At 71.4% G+C, this 19,235-nt stretch carries 15 protein-coding genes; 5 read left to right on the forward strand and 10 right to left on the reverse strand.

Translation table 11 applies throughout. The features are described 5' to 3' along the window. Positions 1-203 precede the first annotated feature (203 nt). Both AAHG03_RS10465 and AAHG03_RS10470 read right to left on the reverse strand, forming a co-directional pair. Entirely contained in the window at positions 204-644 is a 441-nt protein-coding gene (locus AAHG03_RS10465) for a DUF1489 family protein (protein ID WP_342150578.1), read from the reverse strand. Between the two features lie 96 nt (positions 645-740). After that, entirely contained in the window at positions 741-1,967 is a 1,227-nt protein-coding gene (locus AAHG03_RS10470; protein ID WP_342150580.1) for a hypothetical protein, read from the reverse strand. 150 nt (positions 1,968-2,117) lie between these two features. Here AAHG03_RS10470 and AAHG03_RS10475 point away from each other — a divergent pair, with 150 nt between their 5' ends. Then, positions 2,118-3,296 carry an MFS transporter gene (locus AAHG03_RS10475; protein ID WP_342150581.1) on the forward strand — a complete coding sequence of 393 codons (1,179 nt, stop codon included), beginning with the start codon at positions 2,118-2,120 and terminating at the stop codon, positions 3,294-3,296. A 299-nt stretch (positions 3,297-3,595) separates the two neighbouring features. On the opposite strand, the gene AAHG03_RS10480 is transcribed toward AAHG03_RS10475, so the two are convergent. Together AAHG03_RS10480 and AAHG03_RS10485 are read right to left on the reverse strand one after the other, a co-directional pair. Then, the gene (locus AAHG03_RS10480; protein ID WP_342150582.1) at positions 3,596-6,709 is read right to left on the reverse strand and encodes an efflux RND transporter permease subunit; all 3,114 of its coding nucleotides are present in this window, start codon (positions 6,707-6,709) and stop codon (positions 3,596-3,598) included. A gap of 37 nt (positions 6,710-6,746) precedes the next feature. Then, positions 6,747-7,919, reverse strand: a complete 1,173-nt coding sequence (locus tag AAHG03_RS10485) for an efflux RND transporter periplasmic adaptor subunit (protein ID WP_342150583.1) — start codon at positions 7,917-7,919, stop codon at positions 6,747-6,749. Between the two features lie 215 nt (positions 7,920-8,134). Between AAHG03_RS10485 and AAHG03_RS10490 the strand changes: the two genes are divergently transcribed. From AAHG03_RS10490 to AAHG03_RS10505, 4 genes are all read left to right on the forward strand, one after another. Continuing rightward, entirely contained in the window at positions 8,135-9,277 is a 1,143-nt protein-coding gene (locus AAHG03_RS10490; protein ID WP_342150585.1) for an ABC transporter permease, read from the forward strand. 122 nt (positions 9,278-9,399) lie between these two features. Further along, complete coding sequence (locus tag AAHG03_RS10495; RefSeq protein ID WP_342150782.1) at positions 9,400-10,134, forward strand: ABC transporter ATP-binding protein; 735 nt, start codon at positions 9,400-9,402, stop codon at positions 10,132-10,134. A gap of 179 nt (positions 10,135-10,313) precedes the next feature. Further along, complete coding sequence (locus tag AAHG03_RS10500; RefSeq protein ID WP_342150586.1) at positions 10,314-11,396, forward strand: MlaD family protein; 1,083 nt, start codon at positions 10,314-10,316, stop codon at positions 11,394-11,396. Between the two features lie 120 nt (positions 11,397-11,516). After that, a complete protein-coding gene (locus tag AAHG03_RS10505) occupies positions 11,517-12,128 on the forward strand; it encodes an ABC-type transport auxiliary lipoprotein family protein (RefSeq protein WP_342150588.1) in 612 nt (203 codons plus the stop codon). A gap of 210 nt (positions 12,129-12,338) precedes the next feature. On the opposite strand, the gene AAHG03_RS10510 is transcribed toward AAHG03_RS10505, so the two are convergent. The 6 genes from AAHG03_RS10510 to AAHG03_RS10535 all read right to left on the reverse strand — a co-directional run bounded on the left by AAHG03_RS10510 (position 12,339) and on the right by AAHG03_RS10535 (position 19,232). Further along, the gene (locus AAHG03_RS10510) at positions 12,339-14,675 is read right to left on the reverse strand and encodes a TonB-dependent receptor family protein (RefSeq protein ID WP_342150590.1); all 2,337 of its coding nucleotides are present in this window, start codon (positions 14,673-14,675) and stop codon (positions 12,339-12,341) included. A gap of 92 nt (positions 14,676-14,767) precedes the next feature. Beyond that, positions 14,768-16,162, reverse strand: coding sequence for a PepSY-associated TM helix domain-containing protein (locus AAHG03_RS10515; protein ID WP_342150592.1), 1,395 nt, complete (start codon positions 16,160-16,162; stop codon positions 14,768-14,770). Between the two features lie 43 nt (positions 16,163-16,205). After that, positions 16,206-16,577 (reverse strand): hypothetical protein, encoded by a 372-nt coding sequence (locus AAHG03_RS10520; protein ID WP_342150593.1) that lies wholly within the window; start codon positions 16,575-16,577, stop codon positions 16,206-16,208. Positions 16,578-16,889: 312 nt separating this feature from the next. Further along, positions 16,890-17,270, reverse strand: coding sequence for a hypothetical protein (locus AAHG03_RS10525; RefSeq protein WP_342150594.1), 381 nt, complete (start codon positions 17,268-17,270; stop codon positions 16,890-16,892). A 103-nt stretch (positions 17,271-17,373) separates the two neighbouring features. Continuing rightward, on the reverse strand, positions 17,374-17,520 hold the full coding sequence (locus AAHG03_RS10530) for a hypothetical protein (RefSeq protein ID WP_342150596.1): 147 nt from the start codon (positions 17,518-17,520) through the stop codon (positions 17,374-17,376). Between the two features lie 365 nt (positions 17,521-17,885). Beyond that, a complete protein-coding gene (locus AAHG03_RS10535; RefSeq protein WP_342150597.1) occupies positions 17,886-19,232 on the reverse strand; it encodes a HAMP domain-containing sensor histidine kinase in 1,347 nt (448 codons plus the stop codon). Between the last annotated feature and the right edge of the window lie 3 nt (positions 19,233-19,235).

Below are 19,235 nucleotides of genomic sequence, written 5' to 3' on the forward strand. Positions count from 1 at the left end.
AAGGGGGCCTCGCGGCCCCCTTCTTCGTTTCGGCCCATGGTCCTCCCACCCACCGCCCTCATCCTGAGGTGCCCCTTGTCGCGGCAAGGGGCCTCGAAGGAGGGCTCCAGGGATCGCGCAATACGCTGGAGCCCTCCTTCGAGGCCGCTTCGCGGCACCTCAGGATGAGGGGAATGGGTGGGAGGCGCGCCGGTCGGCGGCGCTCAGATCAACCCCAGCGCCACCAATTCCCGCCGCAGGCTCTCGGGCATCTCGGCGATGTCGCCCGCGCTCATGCGGTCGAGGTCGGGCGGGGCGTCGGCGGGTTCGAGATAGCGCCAGCCCTGGAACGGGCGGCAGGGGCGGGGACTGACCGGCGTCACCGCGGGGTCGAGGACGAGGCGGCAGCGGTCGATGCCGTCGGTGCCGGTGAACGGCTCGATCGCCAGGATCGGCTGGCGACAGCTCAGCGCGCCCTTCATCACCCAGTAGATCGAGCCCTGCCCGGCGATGGCGCCAGCGCGCTTCGGCACCATGCGGGTGACGTGGGACGGGCGCGGGTCGGCGCCGACGCTCAGGGCCACTTCGCGGTGCCCGGCGATCCGCGCCTCCAACTCCCCGATCGAGGCGGGACCGACGCACAGCTTCAGGAGATGCAGGGCCATGGCCGGGTCGGTGACGGGATAAGGAAAGGCGGGCGGGGCGCCCGTGCGCTTACTCCGCCGCGACGCATCCGGGAACCGTCATCCGCGTCGCGGGCCTCACGCGAACAGCGCGATCTTCTCCTCGATGCTGAGTTCGTCGAGGTCGAGGAAGGCGGCGGCGAGGTCGTCCACTGGGGCCGGCGCGGGGGCGGCGGGCGCCGCCTCGGCGGCCGGGGCGGTCTCGGCGGGCGTGTCGAACAGGTCGCCGAGAGCGGCCTCCGCCACGGCCTCGTCCGCGACGGCGGCGTCTTCGTCCTGCGCCAGCAGCGCCTCGGCCAGGGCGGCCACGGCGCGATCCGCGTCGGTCTCGGCCGCGTCCGGCACGGAGGCCTCGGGCCGCTCCGCTTCGGCGGCGACGATCTCGGCAACAGTCTCTTCGACGAGCGCGTCTTCGACCAGAACCTCTTCGGCAACGGCCTCGACCCCGGCGGCAAAGTCGATGGCAGGCTCGGCCGCGATGTCCGCCGACGCCGCAGCCTCGGGCGCGGCGCCCTCCCCCTCGAACGGGTCGGCGGGCACGAAGGCCAGATCCTCGTGCAGTGCCACCGCCGAGAGCGGCGGGCGGGCCGGGGCCGTGGGGGCGGCCGGGCCCTCCATGTCGAGGAAGCGATCGACGTCGGTCTGGTCGAGCGCCGCGTTCAGGGTCGCGGCGGTGTCGCGGCGGATGCGGGTCTCGGAGTCGAGGTCCGGCACGCCGGCCTCGGCGCCCCAGATGCCGATCATGGAGGCGATCCGGTCCTCCAGGTAGCGCAGGGTGTGGACGATGCGGCTGGTGCGCTGCGCCGTCAGGTCCTGGAACGAGCAGGCGGTGTAGATCTGCGTGGCGTGCCGGTCGAGGTCGTCGCAAAGCGCGCCGTCGGCGCCGGTCTCGCGCAGCGTCCAGGCGGCCTCCTGCACGGCTTCGGCCGCGCCGAGGATGTCCGAGGTCGCCCGCTCGGTGGCGCGCACGATGGAATCGAGCGCTTCCGAGGCCACCGTCAGGCGGCTCTCGCCGTGGTCGGGGGCGGTGAGCGCGGCCACCTCCGCCCGGGTGCGAGCGATGGCGTCGGCCATGTCCATGAGGTCGCCGCGGAAGCGGACCACGTCCTCGCCGCCGCCGCGCTCGCCCGTCACCGCCGATTCGAGCCGGTGGATCGCGCCGAGCAGCACGTCGGTGTCGGCGTTGCGGTTGCGCCGCGCGTACTCCTCCAAGAACCACCGGCCGCGCTCGGTCTCCCGGACGGCGGCCTCGATCAGGTCGTATTGCGACGCATCCTGCGGCGTCAGGGAACGCGAACTCGACATCACACCCCGCAAGGACACGGGCGCCCGCGAGGACCGCAGGCCCGCGACGATTGACGGACAGACCCGACATTGACAGGTGTCGTTTAACGCCTGCTTACGCTAACCCCTGCCCTCCCCCTCGGACGCGCATCACGACGGGACCGGCGGCCTTTGTCCTCACCCTCCCCTGCGACCGAACCGGACCCGTTGCGGCTCGGCCTGCTCTACGCGGTCGTCTTCGTCGAGATCGGCGTGGCGATGCCGTTCATGCCGGTCTGGCTCGGCGCGCTCGGGCTCGATCCGGGGCTGATCGGCCTGCTGCTCGCGCTGCCCATCGCCACCAAGATCGTGGCGACGCGCCCGCTCGCCGGCCTGATCGACCGCGGGATTGCCCCGCGCACGCTGCTGGCGGCGGGTAGCCTGACGCTCGCCCTCACCTACGCGCTGATGCCGGCGGCGGCCGGCCTCGCGGTTGTCTTGCTGGCGCTGCTCGTGGTGCTCAACGCCGCCGCGCAGGCGCCCTTGGTGCCGAGCATCGACTACCTGACGCTCGCCGCCGCCCGCCGGGCGCCGAAACGGATCGATTACGCCCGCATCCGGATGTTCGGCTCGGTGTCCTTCCTGCTTGCCAACCTCGCGGGCGGGGCGCTGCTGGGATGGCTCGGCGGGCAGGTGGCGGTGCCGCTGCTGCTGACCGGGCTGGCGCTGATCGCCGCGACCGTGGCGCTCGTCGCGGGCGAGCGGGCGGCGCCGCGCGAACGGCCGCCCGAGCGGGTCGGCCCGCCCCCTCGCCTGCCGCTGCGGCTGTGGCTGACCATCGCCGCCGCGGCGCTGATCCAGGCGAGCCACGCGGCGATCTACGCCTTCGGCAGTCTGAGTTGGGCCGCGCACGGCGTCTCGGCGCCGTGGATTGGCGCGCTGTGGGCCATCGGCGTCGCCGCCGAGATCGCGCTGTTCGCCGGGCTGAGCCACCTGCCCGCGCGCTGGCGCAGCCCGTTCCGCCTGCTGGCGCTCGGCGGCATCGCCGCGGTCGTGCGGGCCGTGGGGTTGAGTGCGGCGGAGGGCGATCTCGCGTGGCTCGTGCCGCTGCAAATGCTGCACGCCCTCACCTTCGGGGCGACGCATCTCGGCGCGATGAACGCGGTCTCGGCCTTCGCGCCCGATGGGGCGCGGGGCCGGGCGCAGGGCACGGTGGGGGCCTCGACCGCGCTGGTCTCGGCCCTGGCGACGCTGGCCTGCGGGCCGGTCTACGGCGCGCTCGGCAGTGGCGCGACTTTCCTGATGATGGCGCCGCTGGCGGTCGGGGGGCTGTGCCTCGTCGCGCTCGCGCGCCGGACGGCCGGCGCGTGAGCGTATCCGCGAAGGTGAAGCAGCGGCACTCGCGTCTTAGTGGAAGACGCCGAAGAACCACAGCAGCATAATGATCGGCAGCGGAATGCCGATCAACCAAAGAAGTCCACCTTTGAGCATGGATCGTCCCTCCGTCGTCTGACGTGGGAAGCACGGCGCACGGCCCTTTGTTCCGGCGCGACCCAAGTCATGGGTTCGAAGGGTAAGCCCTTCGCGGGTCCAGGGCGGAGCCCTGGTTTGGAAGGAAACCGGGGCTCTGCCCCGGTGCCCCGCCAAAGGACTCGTCCTTTGGGAACCCGTTACTTCGCGCGCCGGAATCCCCGCTCGGCCAACCCCTGGAAGACCACGTAGAGCATCGGGATCAGGAACAGGCCGATGGTGGTGGCTGCGATCATGCCGGCGAAGATCGGGGTGCCGATGGCGCGGCGGCTGATCTCGGCGGCGCCCTCGGCGAAGACGAGGGGGACGAGGCCGAGGATGAAGGCGATGGAGGTCATCGCCACCGCGCGGAAGCGCACCGAGGCGCCGGCCACCGCCGCCTCGCGGATCGAATGGCCGTCGGCGCGCTGTTTGCGGGCGAACTCGACGATGAGGATGCCGTTCTTCGCGGCCAAGGCCACCAGCACCACGAGGCCGACCTGGGCGTAGAGATCCAGCGAGAGGCCGGCGACCAGGATGCCGCCGAGCGCCCCGAGCACGCCGACGCTGACCGAGAGCAGCACCGGCACCGGGATCATCCAGCTCTCGTAGAGCCCGACGAGGAACAGGTAGGCGAAGACCAGCGACAGGCCGAGCACCAGCCCGGACTGCCCCTGCGCTTGGGTTTCCTGATAGGCGGTGCCGGTCCATTCGAAGCCGTAGCCGTCGGGCAGGGTCGCGTCCGAGACCGCCGCCATCGCCTTGAGCGCCGTGCCGGACGAGACCCGCGCGGCGGGGCTGCCTTCGATGGGGATCGAGCGGTAGTTGTTGTAGCGCGTCAGCACCTGCGGGCCGCCGACGAAGCGGGTCGAGGCGAAGGAGCGCAACGGCACCTCGTCGCCCTTGGCGTTCTTCACGTAGACCTGCCACAGGGCCGAGACCTTGTCGCGGTCGCCCGCCTCGGCCTCGATGTTGACCTGCCACGTGCGGCCGAAGATGTTGAAGTTGTTGATGTAGGTGCCGCCGAAGGTCGCCTGGAGCGTGTCGAACACGTCGCCGAGGTTGACGCCGAGCACGGCCGCCTTGTCGCGGTCGATGTCGAGGAACAGCGACGGGTTGGCGGCGGTGTATGTGGTGAACACGTCCGCCAGTTTCGGGTCGGCGTTGGCGGCGGCCATCAGGCCCTGCGCGACGCTGCCGAGTTCCTCCGGGCTCTGGCCCTCGATGGCCTCCAGCGCGTATTCGAAGCCGCCGCTGGTCGAGAGGCCGATGATCGGCGGCATGTTGAAGGCGATCACCTCGCCGCTGCGGATCGACTGCGATTCTTCCGTAATCCGGGCGATCAGCGCCTGCGCCGAATCCTCCGGCCCGGTCCGCTCCGCGAACGGCTTCAGGTGGACCAGCATGAACGCCATGTTCGGGGCGTTCACCGTGTCGAGATAGGAATAGCCGATCACCGAATAGGTGTCGGCCACCTGCGGCATCGCCAGGATCTGCTGTTCGAGCTTCGTCACGGTCTCGGCGGTGCGCGACACCGAGGCGCCGTCCGGCAATTGGACCGTGACGAAGAAGGCGCCCTGGTCCTCGGACGGCAGGAAGCCGCTCGGCGTCAGCGCCGCGAGCGCGTAGATGCCGCCGCCGCAGGCCGCCACCAGCGCGAGGCCGACGAGGCTGACCCGGACGAACCGGGTGACGACGGTGGCATAGCCGATCCGCGTCCGCTCGATCGCCCTTTGCGTCAGGCCGGCGAGCCCGCGGGCGTGGCCGCCGCGGCGCAGCAGCACGGCGCAGAGCGCGGGCGAGAGGGTGAGGGCCACCAGCGCCGAGATCACCATGCTGGCCCCGATCGTGACCGCGCATTGCCGGAACAGCACGCCGGACAGGCCGGGGATGGCGGCGAGCGGCACGAACACCGAGAGCAGCACCAGGGTGATGGCGAGGATCGGCCCGGTGACCTCGCGCATGGCGACTTTTGTCGCCTCCGGCACGGAGAGGTCGGGCCGCTCCTCCATCACGCGCTCGACGTTCTCGACCACGACGATGGCATCATCCACGACGATGCCGATGGCGAGCACCATGGCGAGCAGCGAGATGGTGTTGGCCGAGTAGCCCAAAGCCAGCAGCACCGCGAAGGTGCCGATCAGGCTGACCGGCACGGCGAGCGCCGGGATCAGCGCGGCCCGCAGGCTGCCGAGGAACAGGTAGACGACGAGGACGACGAGCAGGAACGCCTCGGCGATGGTCAGCAGCACCTCGTGGATGGTCTGATCGACGAAGGTGGTGGCGTCGTAGACGACCTTCGACTTCACCCCCGGCGGGAAGCGCTTGCTCACCCGCTTCAGGGTGGCGTCCACGGCGTCCGCCGTCTGGACCGCGTTGGCGCCCGGCGCGAGCTGGATCGCGATGGCGACCGCGGGCTTGCCGTTGAGCCTCGCGATGGCGTCGAGGTTCTGCGCGCCCATCTCGACGCGGGCCACGTCACGCACCCGCAGCACCGAGCCGTCGGGGTCGGCGCGCACGACGATGTTGCCGAACTCCTCCGCGGTCGAGAGCCGGCCCTTGGTCTGGATGTTGAACTGGAACTGCTGGTCGTTGCTGACGGGGCGCGCCCCGACCCGGCCGGCGGCGGCCTGCACGTTCTGGGCGTTGACGGCGTTGACGATCTCGGACGGCGCCATCTTGAGGTTGTTGAGGCGATCGACGTCGAACCAGATCCGCATCGAGTATTGCTGGTTCACGAACAGCGAGGCCTGCCCCACGCCGGGCGTGCGGCTCAGCTCGTCCAGCACGCTGATGGTGGCGTAGTTCGTCAGGAACAGCGGGTCCTGGCTGCCGTCCTCGCTGTAGAGCATCAGGTATTGCAGGATCGCGGTGGCCTGCTTCTGCACCGTGACGCCCTCCTGCCGCACCTCCTGCGGCAACTGGGCGAGGGCGGTCTGGACGCGGTTGTTGACGTTGACGGTGTCGATGTCCGGGTCGCTGCCGAGCTTGAACGAGACGGTCAGGCTGTAGCTGCCGTCGTTGCCGCTCATCGACTTCATGTAGATCATCTTGTCGACGCCGATGACCGCGGCCTCCAGCGGCTGGGCGATGGCGGCCTCGACCACCTCCGCCGAGGCGCCCGGGTAGGTCGCGCTGACCTGCACCTCCGGCGGCACGATCTGCGGGAACTGCGCGACCGGGATCTGGGTCATCGCCAGGAGGCCCGCCAGCGTCACGACGATGGCCGCCACCACGGCGAGCCGCGGGCGGTCGATGAAGATCGAGGAGATCATCGCGGACTCCGAACTTTGTCCCGTCGAGCCGAGCGGCTCACCGGTTGCCCTCCGGACCGCCCGGCGCGGGCGAGGCCGCCACCGGCTCGCCGGCGCGCACGCGCTGGAGGTTGTCGGTCACGATGGTCTCGCCGTCCTTGAGGCCGGACGTCACCGTGGTGCGGGTGCCGACCGGCTGCCCCAGCCCGACGTTGCGGCGCTCCGCCTTGCCGTCGGCGGCCACGACGTAGACGTAGTCGCCGCGCTGATCCGTCAGCACCGCCGCGCGCGGGATCGTCACGAGGCGCACCGGCTCGGGGTTCTCGACGATCACGGTGACGAACTCGCCGTCGATGAGTTCGCGCACCGCGTGCCCGGCCCGGTTCTCGCCGCGGGCCGGGTTGGCGAACACGCCGCGGATGGTGAAGCTGTCGGTGGAGGCCGAGACGGTGTTGTCGGTGAAGTCGACCCGGCCGGTCTCCCCGTAGGTCCGCCCGTCGGGCAGGACGATGCGCAGCTTGAGCGCATCGAGACCGCCGACCGAGGCGAGGCGGTGGCGCAGATCGATCACCGTGCGGGTCGGGATCGTGAACAGCAGGTACATCGGGTCCTGGCTCACCACCGTCGTCAGCACGCCGGTGTCCGGCGAGACGAGGTTGCCCGCGGTGATCGCGGTGCGGCCGACCTTGCCGTCGATGGGCGAGGCGATCGTCGTGTAGCTCAGGTTGATCTGCGCCGTCTTCAGGTCGGCCTGCGCCCCCTGGAGCTGGCCCTGCAGCGAGCCTTCCTGCGACTGGTCCTCATCGACCTTCTGCTGCAGCCCGGCGGGGCTGCGCATCAGCGAAGTCGAGCGGGCGAGGTTGATGTCGGCGAGCTTGAGCTGCGCCTGGATGTTGGCGAGCGCCCCCTTCTTCGAGGCGACGTCCGCCTCGAACGGCGCCGTCTCCAGCCGGTATAGCACGTCGCCCTTGCGGACGTCCTGGCCTTCCTTGAACACCACCTCGTTGAGGAACGACGTGACGCGGGCGACCGCCGAATAGCGCGACACCGCCTGGATGCGGCCGATGTACTTCTCGGTCTCGGTCACCTCCTGCGCCGAGACCGTCAGGGTGCCGACCGCGGGGGGCGCGCCCTTCGGCTCGGCGGCGAGCGCCGGACCAGAGAGAAGCAGGGCGAGGAGGAGCGTCCCGCGCGCGAGGGGCGCGGCAGGGGCACGGCCGAAAACCGACATCGCAACCTCGATCCCGACAGGCGATCCACCCGCCCGGCGTCTTTCGCCGGGCGTGTCGGGAGCGGGGGGCCTCCCGGATGGCGGCGTGCAGAGGCATCAAAGACTATCAAAAGTCAACGAATCCTTCCCCGTTTGTCCCCCCATGCGGCGATGCGGTATAGAGACCGCTTACGTAGTCCGACCCGTCCCAGCCGGGACGCCAGCGGGAGTGATCCGTGCGGATCGAGAACGGCTCCGGTACGCTCGACGCCGCGGGCGCCGACCTCGACGGCGCGCGCGTGACCCTGCGCGGGCGCTGGACCGCCGACCAGGGCCCGGCGGTGGAGCGGGCGGCGGCCGGCATCGCCGCCCACGGGCGCGGCCAGCCGGTGGTGATCGACCTGAGCGGCGTGCTGCGCCTCGACACGCTCGGCGCCTGGGTCCTGGAGCGGACGCGCGCCGAGATCGAGGGGGCGGGCTCGCGCCTCGCCTATGCGGGCGCGCGGCCCGAGCACCGCATCCTGCTCGGCGAGATGGGCCTGCGCGAGCCCGAGCCGAAGGCGCGCGACACCCGCAACCCCGGCATCCGCGCCCTCGACGGGCTCGGGCGCCGCGTCGCCCGCGGCGGGGCCGAGGTGCTGGCCGGCATCGCCTTCCTCGGGGAAGTGGTCGCGGCGGCCGGCAGGGTCGCGCGTCGCCCGAAGACGTTCCGCACGGCGGCGCTGGTCAACCAACTCGAACAGGTCGCCTTCCGCGGCGTGCCGATCATCGTGCTGATCTCGTTCCTCGTCGGCGGCATCGTCGCGCAGCAGGGCATCTTCCAGCTCCAGCGCTTCGGCGCGCAGAGCTTCGTCGTGAACCTGATCGGCCTGCTGATCCTGCGCGAACTCGGGGTGCTGCTCACCTCGATCATGGTGGCGGGCCGCTCCGGCTCGGCGTTCACCGCCGAGATCGGCTCGATGCGGATGCGCGAGGAGGTCGACGCGCTGCGCGTCATGGGCCTCGACCCGATCGAGATCCTGATCCTGCCGCGCATCCTGGCGCTGGTGATCGGCCTGCCGATCCTGTCCTTCCTCGGCTCGCTCGCCGCGCTCGCGGGCGGCGGGCTCACGGCGGCGCTCTACGGCGGGCTCACCGTGGACGGGTTCCTGGCCCGGCTCCAGGCGGCAGTGTCGTTCCACCACTTCGCCGTCGGCCTGATCAAGGCGCCGTTCATGGCGCTCACCATCGGCATCATCGCGACGATCGAGGGTTTCGCGGTCCAGGGCTCGGCGGAATCGCTCGGCCGCCACGTCACCGCCTCAGTCGTCAAGTCAATCTTCATGGTGATCGTGCTGGATGGCCTTTTCGCGGTCTTCTTCGCCGCGATCAATTTTTGACGCCTGCGCGGACGCACAGCTTGGCAGATTTTTCTCCAGCCCGGCCCCAGATCGACGCGAACGATGTGGACGCGATCATCCGCGTGCGCGACCTCGTCGTGACCTTCGGCGAGCGCGCCGTGATGAAGGGGCTCGACCTCGACATCCGCCGCGGCGAGATCTTGGGATTCGTCGGGCCTTCGGGGCAGGGTAAGTCGGTGCTCACCCGCACCATCCTCGGCCTCGTGCCGAAGCGCTCGGGCACGATTCAGATCTTCGGCGAGGACGTGGATTCCATCTCGCTCGCCCGGCGGCGCCAGCTCGAGCAGCGCTGGGGCGTGCTGTTCCAGCAGGGCGCCCTGTTCTCGGGGCTCACCGTCAAGCAGAACATCCAGATGCCGATGCGCGAGCACCTGAAGCTCTCCGAGCGCCTGCTCGACGAGTTCGCCCGGCTCAAGATCGAGATGGTCGGCTTGAAGCCCGACGCCGCCGACAAGTACCCCTCGGAGCTGTCCGGCGGCATGATCAAGCGCGCGGCGCTCGCCCGCTCGCTGGCGCTCGACCCCGAGATCCTGTTCCTCGACGAGCCGACCTCGGGCCTCGACCCCATCGGCGCGGGCGAGTTCGACGACCTCGTCTCGACCCTCAAGCGCACGCTGGGGCTCACCGTCTTCATGGTGACGCACGATCTCGACAGCCTCTACACCGCCTGCGACCGCATCGCGGCTTTGGGCGACGGCAAGATCATCGCGGAAGGCACGATCCGGGAGATGCTGGACCACGACCATCCGTGGCTGCGCTCCTACTTCCACGGCAAGCGCGCGCGGGCGCTGGCGCCGGCGGCTCCTGCTCCGCAGCTGGCTTATGCCCATGCGTGAGACGGTAATGCTCCCCCCGAGCGGTGATGCCCAAGCATCGCCGCTCGCCCGCGCGACTGCGCGGCGGCGGTCGTCCGCCGGGCGTGCGTCTTCCGACCACCGGTCGGGAGAGGCACAACTCAATGAACGTGCGGTGGCGCACCGCCTCGGCCCTCCGGATCGGGAACAGAGCTAGACCGATGGAGACCCGCGCGAACTACGTCCTGATCGGCGCCTTCACCATCGGCGTGGTGCTGGCCGCCTTCGGCTTCGTGTTCTGGCTCCAGGGCGGATCGCGGGGGCAGGCGACCCAGGCGCTCCGCATCGTCTTCTCCGGCTCGGTCGGGGGTCTGGCCAAGGGCTCGACGGTGTCGTTCAACGGCATCAAGGTCGGCGAGGCGCTCGACGTGCGCCTGCTGCCGCAGGACCCGCGCCGGGTCGTGGCCATGGTGCAGGTCGATCCCTCGACGCCGTTGCGCGCCGACACCCGCGCGCGCCTCGATTCCGCGATGCTGACCGGCGTGTCGCAGATCTCGCTGTCGGGCGGCAGCGCCGACGCGCCTCCGCTGAAAGCCGGCTCCGGCGACCAGATGCCGACGATCTTCGCCGATTCGAGCGACATCCAGGACATGATGGCCGCCGCCAAGCAGATCGCGCAACGCGCCGACGACGTGTTGCAGCGCCTCGACAAGGTGGTGGCCGGCAACGAGGGCGCGATCACCCGAACGCTGGCCAACGTCGAGGCCTTCTCGAAGACGCTGGCCGATGCCGGCCCCTCCATCGCAGGGCTGGTGAAGGCGGTGGACGGGCAGCGCCTCAACCGGGTGATCGAGAACGCCGACACCTTCTCGACCGCGCTCGCCAAGTCCGGCCCCGACATCGAGGCCGGCCTGCACGACGCCCGGCAGCTCGCGGCCAAGCTCAGCGCCTCGGCCGACCGGATCGACGGCGTGCTCAAGGGGGCGGAAGGCTTCCTCGGCTCGGCCTCGGGCCAGCAGGGATCGAGCACCTTCTCGGACATCCGCGAGGCGGCGGTCTCGGTGCGCGATGCGGGCCGGGCCTTCCGCACGCTCTCGGAGAACCTCGACAAGCGCACCGCCAACATCTCGACGAGCTTCAACCGCCTGTCGGGTTCGAGCCGCCGCGAGGTCGAGGCGCTGGCGACCGACGGGCAGCGCACCCTCAACACCCTGAGCCGGGCGGCGCGCAGCCTGGAGCGCGACCCCTCCCAGGTGATCTTCGGCGGCAAGCCGTCGTTGCCGGAATACAACGGCGGGCGCTGACGTCATCTCACGTGCCCGATGTGCCGGGGCGCACCGCCCCGTTCGAGCGTTGCCGTAAGCTTGGCGTGGTAGGGTGACGCTCCATTCCCTGCTCGACGCGAACGGACGGTGCCCGAGCGCATGACGCGACTTCTCCTCCCCGCCTTCCCGGCCCGCGCGGCGCGTGCCGCGACCGGCCTCGCGCTGCTGGCCGCGCTCGCCGGCTGCGGCGGCGGCGGCGCGACGCCCCTCACCTTCGACCTCGCCGCCCTCCCCGGCCAGCCGCGGGCGGGCGGGGTCGCGCGTTCCCTGGTGGTGTCGGAGCCCGTGGGCTTGCAGCCGATGGAGGCCGACCGCATCATCGTGCGCGAGCGCGGCGGCTCGCTGTCCTTCCTCGGCGGCGGCCAGTGGGCCGACCGGCTGCCGCGCCTGATCCAGACCCGGATCATCCAGAGCCTGGAGAATTCCGGCCGCCTGCGCTCGGTCTCGCGCCCCGGCGACAAGATCCCGTCCGAGTACCTGCTGGTCAGCGAGATCCGCGAGTTCGACATCGATTCCGGCTCGGGCGAGGCGGTGGTGGACCTGTCCGCCAAGCTGATCGCCGAGGGTACCGGCCGCGTCGTCAACGCCCGCGTCTTCACCGCCCGCGTCCCCGTCCCCAAGGTCGATCCCCAGACCGCCGCCACCGGCCTCGACGCCGCGCTGAGCCAAGTGCTCGGCGATCTGGTGCGCTGGGTGAACGCGGGACGGTAGAGCCGACCTCTTCTCCCACCCTCTCCCCCTCATCCTGAGGTGCTCAGCCGAAGGCTGAGCCTCGAAGGAGGGCTCCAGTTCGCTCAGCGATCCCTGGAGCCCTCCTTCGAGGCCGCTGCGCGGCACCTCAGGATGAGGGGATTTGTCGGGGGGAACGGGCCCCTCGACCGTGGCATTCGTCCGCTCGCTCGCCCCCACCCCCTGCAGGTCTCAGAACGACAGCTTCATGCCGGCCACGAAGGTGCGCGGCGCGCCCGCGTAGATCGAGCCCACGGTCGAGGCGAGCGACCCCCGGCCGTTCAGGAGGCCCGTGTCGCGGTTGAGCGTGTTGGCGAGCGGATTGGCGGAGGCGACGTAGACCGTGTCCAGCACGTTGCGGACCTCGCCATAGAGGTCGATCCGCTTGGCGTAACCCTCCGGCAGCAGGGCCGAGTAGTGGACGTTGAGATTGACGATCGCGTAGCCCGGAACCTTCAGCAGGTTGGAATTGTCGGCGAAGTACCCGCCCTGCGCCACGACTTCGGCGAAGCCGCCGAGCCCGGCCAGCGGACCCGCCGGCACGTCGTAGCCGACGCGGGCGAGCAGCTGATGGTCGGGTACGCCGGGGATGCGGTTGCCGGCGCGGTTGAACGGCCGCGTGATGTTTTCGAATTCGGGAGGGGAATCGGGGAAGTCCGGCCGCGGCGGGAGTTGGCGCCGGACGCTGAGCTGCTCGACGTAGTCGGTGTAGACCTGATCGTCGAAGGTGTAGGCGAGCACGCCGTTCCAGCCTGGCGCGAAGGCGTAGCTCGCGGCGAGTTCGATGCCGCGATGCTCCGAGGCCGGGGCGTTGAAGGTGTAGTTGAGCAGGCCCGCCCCCGGCGATTGCGAGACGAACTCGTTGCGGAAGAACTCGTAGAAGCCGGTGAGGCTGAGCCGCAGCCCCTCGACCGGCAGCCAGTCGCCGCCGAGGTCGAAGCCGAGATTCTCCTGCGTCTTCAGGCCGGTGTTGTTGCCGGGGGCGCCCAGCGGCGTGACGAACAGCGACGAGTACGAGGGCGTGGCGTAGCCGGTGGCGACCCGGCCGCGCAGGGCCCAGGTCGGGTCCGGCTGGTAGACCAGGGCGAGTTCGGGCGCGACGTTGAGGAAGCGGCGGTCGGCGATGGCGCGCGGGAGCGTCTCGGTCCCGTTGGGCGCGAAACTGCGGTTGCGCCCGTTGATCGTCGAGTTCTCCACCGAGAGGCCGGTGACGGCCTTCCATTCGGGCGAGAGTTCCAGCTCCAGCCGCGCCCGGCCGCCGAGGTTCGTTTGCAGCGCGTCCTGCAACGCCACGAGCGAGCCGAGCCGGGCACCGCCGAACGGCGTGAGGTTGAAGGTCGAGGCGGTGACGTCGACGGCGCTGTACGACAGCGCGACGTAGCCGACGGCCGGAAGCCCCAGAAAATCGCCGCGGCGGGTGAGGTCGGTCAGCAGGCTGTAGGAGGGCAGGCTGCCGCGGCCGGCGGAGGTGAAGAACGGCTGGTTGTAGTTGCGCTCGTCGAAGCCGGCCTGCACCCGCCACGTCGTCTGCGCGTCGATGTCGTGCTCGAAGCGCGCCGCCACGATGGTGCGCCGGTCGTTGCGGCGGAAGCCCGCCTGCGCGGCGGTGGCCGCCACCCCGCCGAGGGTGAAGGTCGCGCAGCCCGGCGCGGCGGTCAGGGCCGTATCGCAGCCGCGCTGGTACGGGTTGAGGCGGTACTGGTCGAGCGAGGCGCGACTGGGGATGTTGGCGTCGATCTCGTTGTTGATCACCTTGAGGGTGAAGCGGTTGTCGGGGGTCGGCGTGTAGCTCGCCAGCAGGTTGACGGTCTGGGTGTCGTAGCTCGAATGCTGCTGGTAGCCGTTGCCGCGGACGTCGCTGGCGAACAGGCTGACCTCGAACGGACCGCTGACGCCGCCGACGGTGAAATAATTGCTGAGGTAGCCGAAGCTGCCGGCATCGACGCCGTATTCATACCCATTGATCTCGCGGCCGGTGCGGGTGCGGAAGGCCAGCGCGCCGCCGGTGGCGTAGTTGCCGAACAGCGCCGATTGCGGGCCCCGAAACACGTCGATGCGGGAATAGGCGCGGGGATCGACCAGATCGAAGCGCGAGGCGCCGTCGGCCTGGGTGACCGGGAAGCCGTCTTCCAAGACCACCATGTTGCGGGTCACGCCGGTGGAGCGGGCGTTGTTGCCGCGGATCGAGATCACCACGTCGCGCCCGCCGTTGCCCTGACGCACGGTGACGCCGGGGCTGTCGAGCAGCACCGAGCCGATGCTGGTGGCGGGCCGGTTCGCGATGGCCTCGCGCCCGACCGCGGTGACGATCTGCCCGACCGGCTGCTCGATCGGCAGCGCCGCCGCACCGGGCGGGGCGGCCACTCCAAACTTCTTGTCGTTGGGTGATGCCCCTCCGCCGGAGCCGTTGCCCCGGCCCTCGCCGGCGACCGAAATCTCTTCGAGGGTGACGGCTTCGGGCGCGGCTTGGGCGGCGAACGGTTGTGCGGCAAGCAGGCAGAGGGCGGCGCGGCGCAGGGGGGCGGGCATGATGGGCTCGTCGGAAACGGAGAAGGGGAGCGGCGCCGGAGGCGGTCGCGAATGGCGTGTCGGCGGGCGCGGAAAAAAAGCGCCCGGCCGGATCAGGAGGCGTGGGCGGCCGGGCGCAGGGCGCGCGGGCGGATCAGCGCGCGGGCGCCGAGGTCGAGGCCGATCAGGGCGAGGATCGCGAGGCCCGTCAGCGGAAACAGCGCGCCGAGGCCGAGCACGAGCCCGGTCACGCCCGCCATCACTCGGCGATCCCGCGGCAGCGGCGGCACGCCGAGCCGGCCCGCGGGGCGGCGCTTCCACCACATCACGCCCGCGGTGACCGCGAGCAGGATGGTGGCGAGGCAGAAGGCCAGCATCGCAAGCTGGTTCGCGCGACCCAAAAGCTCGCCCTTGTGCAGGCCGATGCCGAGTTGGATCGCCTGCCCCACCGGGCCGATCTGCGAGAACCGCACATCGACCAGGGGCCGGCCGGTGTACTGGTCGAGGGAGACCATGCGCTGGGCCGTCACGTCGCGGGGATAGGCGGCCGCCGCGTAGACGCCGGTCTCGCCCAGCGGCAGGGCGAGTTCGAAGCCCGCGGGCATGCCCATCCCGCGCAAGATCGCCGCCGCCCGGTCGAGGCCGATGGCGTGTGCCGGGCGCGGCTCCGAGCGGGGCACGGGGGCATCCTGCATCGTCCAGCCGGGCTCGTTGAGCACGGCGCGCATCGGCACCGCCGAGACCGGCTTCTCGGCCCAGAGCTGGCGCGGCTGGCCGAGGCCGGCGGCGTTCGACCACGCCCGCAATTCCTGCCCCCACCAGCCCGACCACGGCAGGCCGGTGAGCGCGAGAAAGAGCAGGCCGCCGCCCGCCAGGAACCCGGTGACGGCGTGGAGGTCGCGCCACCACACCCGGCGCCGCGGGGTCTCGCGCACCCGCACCACGCCGCCCGATTGCCCCCGCGGCCACCACAGAAAGGTGCCGGTGATCACGAGGATGACGGCGAAGCCCGCCACGATTTCGACGACGAGGTTCGCGGCCGGTCCGAACAGGGTGAGGCTGTGCAGCCGACGCACCACGCCGGAGAATTCCTGCGCCGCCGGCAGGGCGTCGAGCACGTGGCCGCGATACGGATCGAGGAAGACCAGTGTCCTGTCCGCCCCGACCGTCATGGTCACGAGCGCCGAGGCGGTCGGGCCGGCGGGCTCGGTGTAGGAGAGCGGCACGCCGTCCGGCACCGCCTGCATCGCGTTGAAGACGAGGCGGTCCGGCCCGAGCGGGGTGCCGGCGGGCGCCACCACGGTGCGGTGGGCGAAGACCGAAGCGTCGATCTCTGGCTTGAACAGGTAGAGCGCGCCTGTGGCTGCGAGCAGGATCAGGAACGGCAGGCAGATCAGCCCGGCATAGAAGTGCCAGCGCCAGACGGCGCGGTAGACGGCCTCGCGCAGCGGCCTGCGCACGCGATCACGCGCGGCGGCCGGGGCGGAGCCCAGGAACGGAACGGACATGGGACGGGAGCCCGAGGTCTGAGGGATCGAAAGAACGGATCGCTCAGGCGGCGGGGGGACCTCGCGGGCCGACGGCCGGATCGGGGGGCGCGCGGGCGCGCGCTGCTTCCGAGGGCGGCCACGGCAGGGGGGCGGCTTCGGGCGGCCAGTCGGCGGTGATCGCCGCGACGGGCGTCGGCGGCAGGCCGAGTTGGGGCGCCTGCGCCTGGACGCAGCAGGCGTGATGGCGGCAGGCGGGACCGCCGTCGTCGGACGAGCCCGCCCCGATCCCGTGCTCAGCGCAGAGGATTTCGCCGGCCATCGCCGGCGCGATCGGTGCGAGCGCGGTGAGGAAGGCCTGGAGGACGAGCGCGTAGAGCGCGATCACCCCGATGATCGCGCGGCCGGTCACGAAGCGTGGCGGGCGCTGGCGCATTGCGGCACTTAAGCGGCGCTGCGGCAAACGGTCAACGCGCCGCGGCGGGGTTTGCGGGGCAATCGCGCCGCGCCGAGGTTTTGGGGTCGGATGGGGGCCACGGCGCAACACCTGGTCGTGCCATACTCTGCACCGTCATTCCGGGGCTCGCCGAAGGCGAGAACCCGGACCCGAAGGGGCGCGCCGGAGGCGTGCAATCCACGACTGGGCACGACCCCTCGTACAGCCGCGCATCACGGGTGGATTCCGGGTTCCGCTGCGCGGCCCCGGAATGACGGCAGAGGGTTTTTACCGATCCGACGCGGTCCGGCCTCAGCCGCCGGCCTTCAAACTCAGGTTGGCGATCAGCCGGGCGGCGTCCTTCGGGTCGGCGCGCCAGATGCCCGCCGGCTCGTCCTCGGGGGCGGGGACGAGGCCGAGGCGCTCGGCGGTGCCGGCGCGTTCGGCCGTGGGAAGGCCGGCCTTGGTCAGCGCCTCGTCCCAGGCCTCGACCGCGGTGCGGGTGCCGGACTTGCAGGACAGGTCGCCGAGCGGGCTCTCCTTCAGGATGTCGAAGCCGCAATCGGCCTGCACGGTGGCGCGCGCCTTCATCACCTGCCCGAGCGTGGTTGCGGCGAGCGAGCCGTCCTGCGCCTGCGCCGCGAGCGGCGCCATCAGGCACAGCGCGAGGGCGAGTGATCCGCGTGCCGACATCCGTGTCCTCCCCGCGGTTTCGTCCGCTTGAGGCGAAGGTGCCGGCTTTCCCGCGGTTTGTGAAGATTCCTCAGGAAGTCTCTCGCCCGCCGGACGTTTTGCCTCACGCCGAGCGGTCGGCGCGCTTGAGGGTGAAGCCGATGCGCCCGCCGCCCTCGGCGTCCGGATTGCGGATTTCGCGCATGCGCGGCGCGTGGCCGTCGATCAGGAGCACCAGCACGGTCAACACCAACAGAACCTTGGAGGCCATGGCCTCAGAACCCTCACGCTTGTTGCAGTGCGGTATAGGCTCGAGCTTTGCGTTTCTCGCATGCGCTGGCGCACAGACGCCGAGAGGATGAGTCGGTCGGCGGCGGGCATGGTGAACGAAGGGTTAGGGCCACCGTGATCCGCGAGCCCGCAACCGCACCCCCTCGCCCGCTTGCGGGGAGAGGGCTTCGGCGACCCTGTCGTCGCCGAAGCGAGCCGGCAGGCGAAGGTGAGGGGGCGGTTCAGGATGAGCCACATCCGTCGAAGCCCCCTCACCCCCGGCTGCCGCCTTGTCGCGACGACGACGAGGTCGTCGCGACCCTCTCCCCGCACGGCGGGGCGAGGGGATGCGCGGCATCGATGCGGTTACCCGGCTGAACCCGCCGGCCAGTGCAGCGTCACCCGCAGGCCTCCCAACTCGGAGCGATCCAGCCGCAACCCCGCCCCCGCGGCCTCCGCGAGGTCGCGGGCGATGGCGATGCCGAAGCCGGTGCCGGGGCGGGTCTCGTCCCAGCGGCGACCGCGGGCGATGCCGGCGATCGCCGCCGCGCTCATGCCGGGGCCGTCGTCCTCGACCGTGAGATGCCCGGCCTCCCCGGCCGATTCCCCCGAGACGCGGATGCGGCGGTGGGCCCATTTGCGGGCGTTGTCCAAAAGGTTGCCCAGGATCTCGGTGAGGTCGCCCTCGTCGCCGGGGAAGGCCAGGGTGTCGGGCAGCGCGATCTCCCAGCGCAGGGCTTCGCCGTCGGGCAGGCGCTTGAGCGCGCCGACGATCCGCTCGGCCACCGGGGCGGTGGGTGAGATGCGCCGCCGCAGCCCCCCCGAGGCGGCCCGCGCGCGGGCGAGCGTGCGCTCGACCTGGCGGGCCATGGCGCGGGCCTGCTCGGCGATCTCTTCGGACAAGGCGGGGTCGGCGCCCTCCGTGCGGCGGGCGAGCGCGTCGAGCACGGCGAGCGGGGTCTTCAGGCCGTGGGCCATGTCGGCGGCCTGTGTCCGGGCGCGCTCCAGGTCGCGCTCCTGCGCGTCGAGCAGGCGGTTGAGGTCGGCCACCAGCGGGCGCACCTCCTCCGGGAATTTTTCGGGAAGACGCGTTCGCGCGCCGGAATGGACCGCGGCGAGATCGGCCCGCAGCACCCGGAACGGGGCGAGCGCGCGGCGCACGAACAGCGCCATGGCGAGCGTCAGCGCGGCGAACAGCGCGACCAGCGAGGGCACGAGCAGGCGCAGGAAGGTGGCGCGGCTATGGGCCAGATCGCGGCGGTCCTCGGCCACGGTGACGGCGAGCGCCACGCTCTCGCCGCGGGCCGGAATCGTCACCCGGCGCGTCACCGCGATCAGCCGGCTGCCGTCCGGCCCGTCGAGGTCGCCCACCGCCGGCTCGGCGGTCGTGTCCGGCACGGTGCCGAGGCCGCGGTCCCAGAGCGAGCGCGAGCGCAGCGTCTGCCCGCCCCCCTCGATCTGCCAGTAGAGCCCGCCGTAGGGCGTGGAGAAGCGCGGGTCCGGCGGCTCCTGCGGCAGGGCCAGTGCCCCGTTGCGACCGAGCGCGACCTGTCCGGCGATCAGCTTGGCGACCCGGTCGAGCCCGTCCGCCGTGCGGGCGTCCAGCACCCGGTCGAGGATCACGGTGAGGCCGATGCCGGCGAGCGCCAGGGCGATGGCGATCAGCGCGGCGGCGGCAAGCCCGAGGCGCAGCCGCAGCGAGTCGCTTCGCATCCT

The organism is Methylorubrum subtropicum (assembly GCF_038442325.1).
Taxonomy (GTDB): domain Bacteria; phylum Pseudomonadota; class Alphaproteobacteria; order Rhizobiales; family Beijerinckiaceae; genus Methylobacterium; species Methylobacterium subtropicum.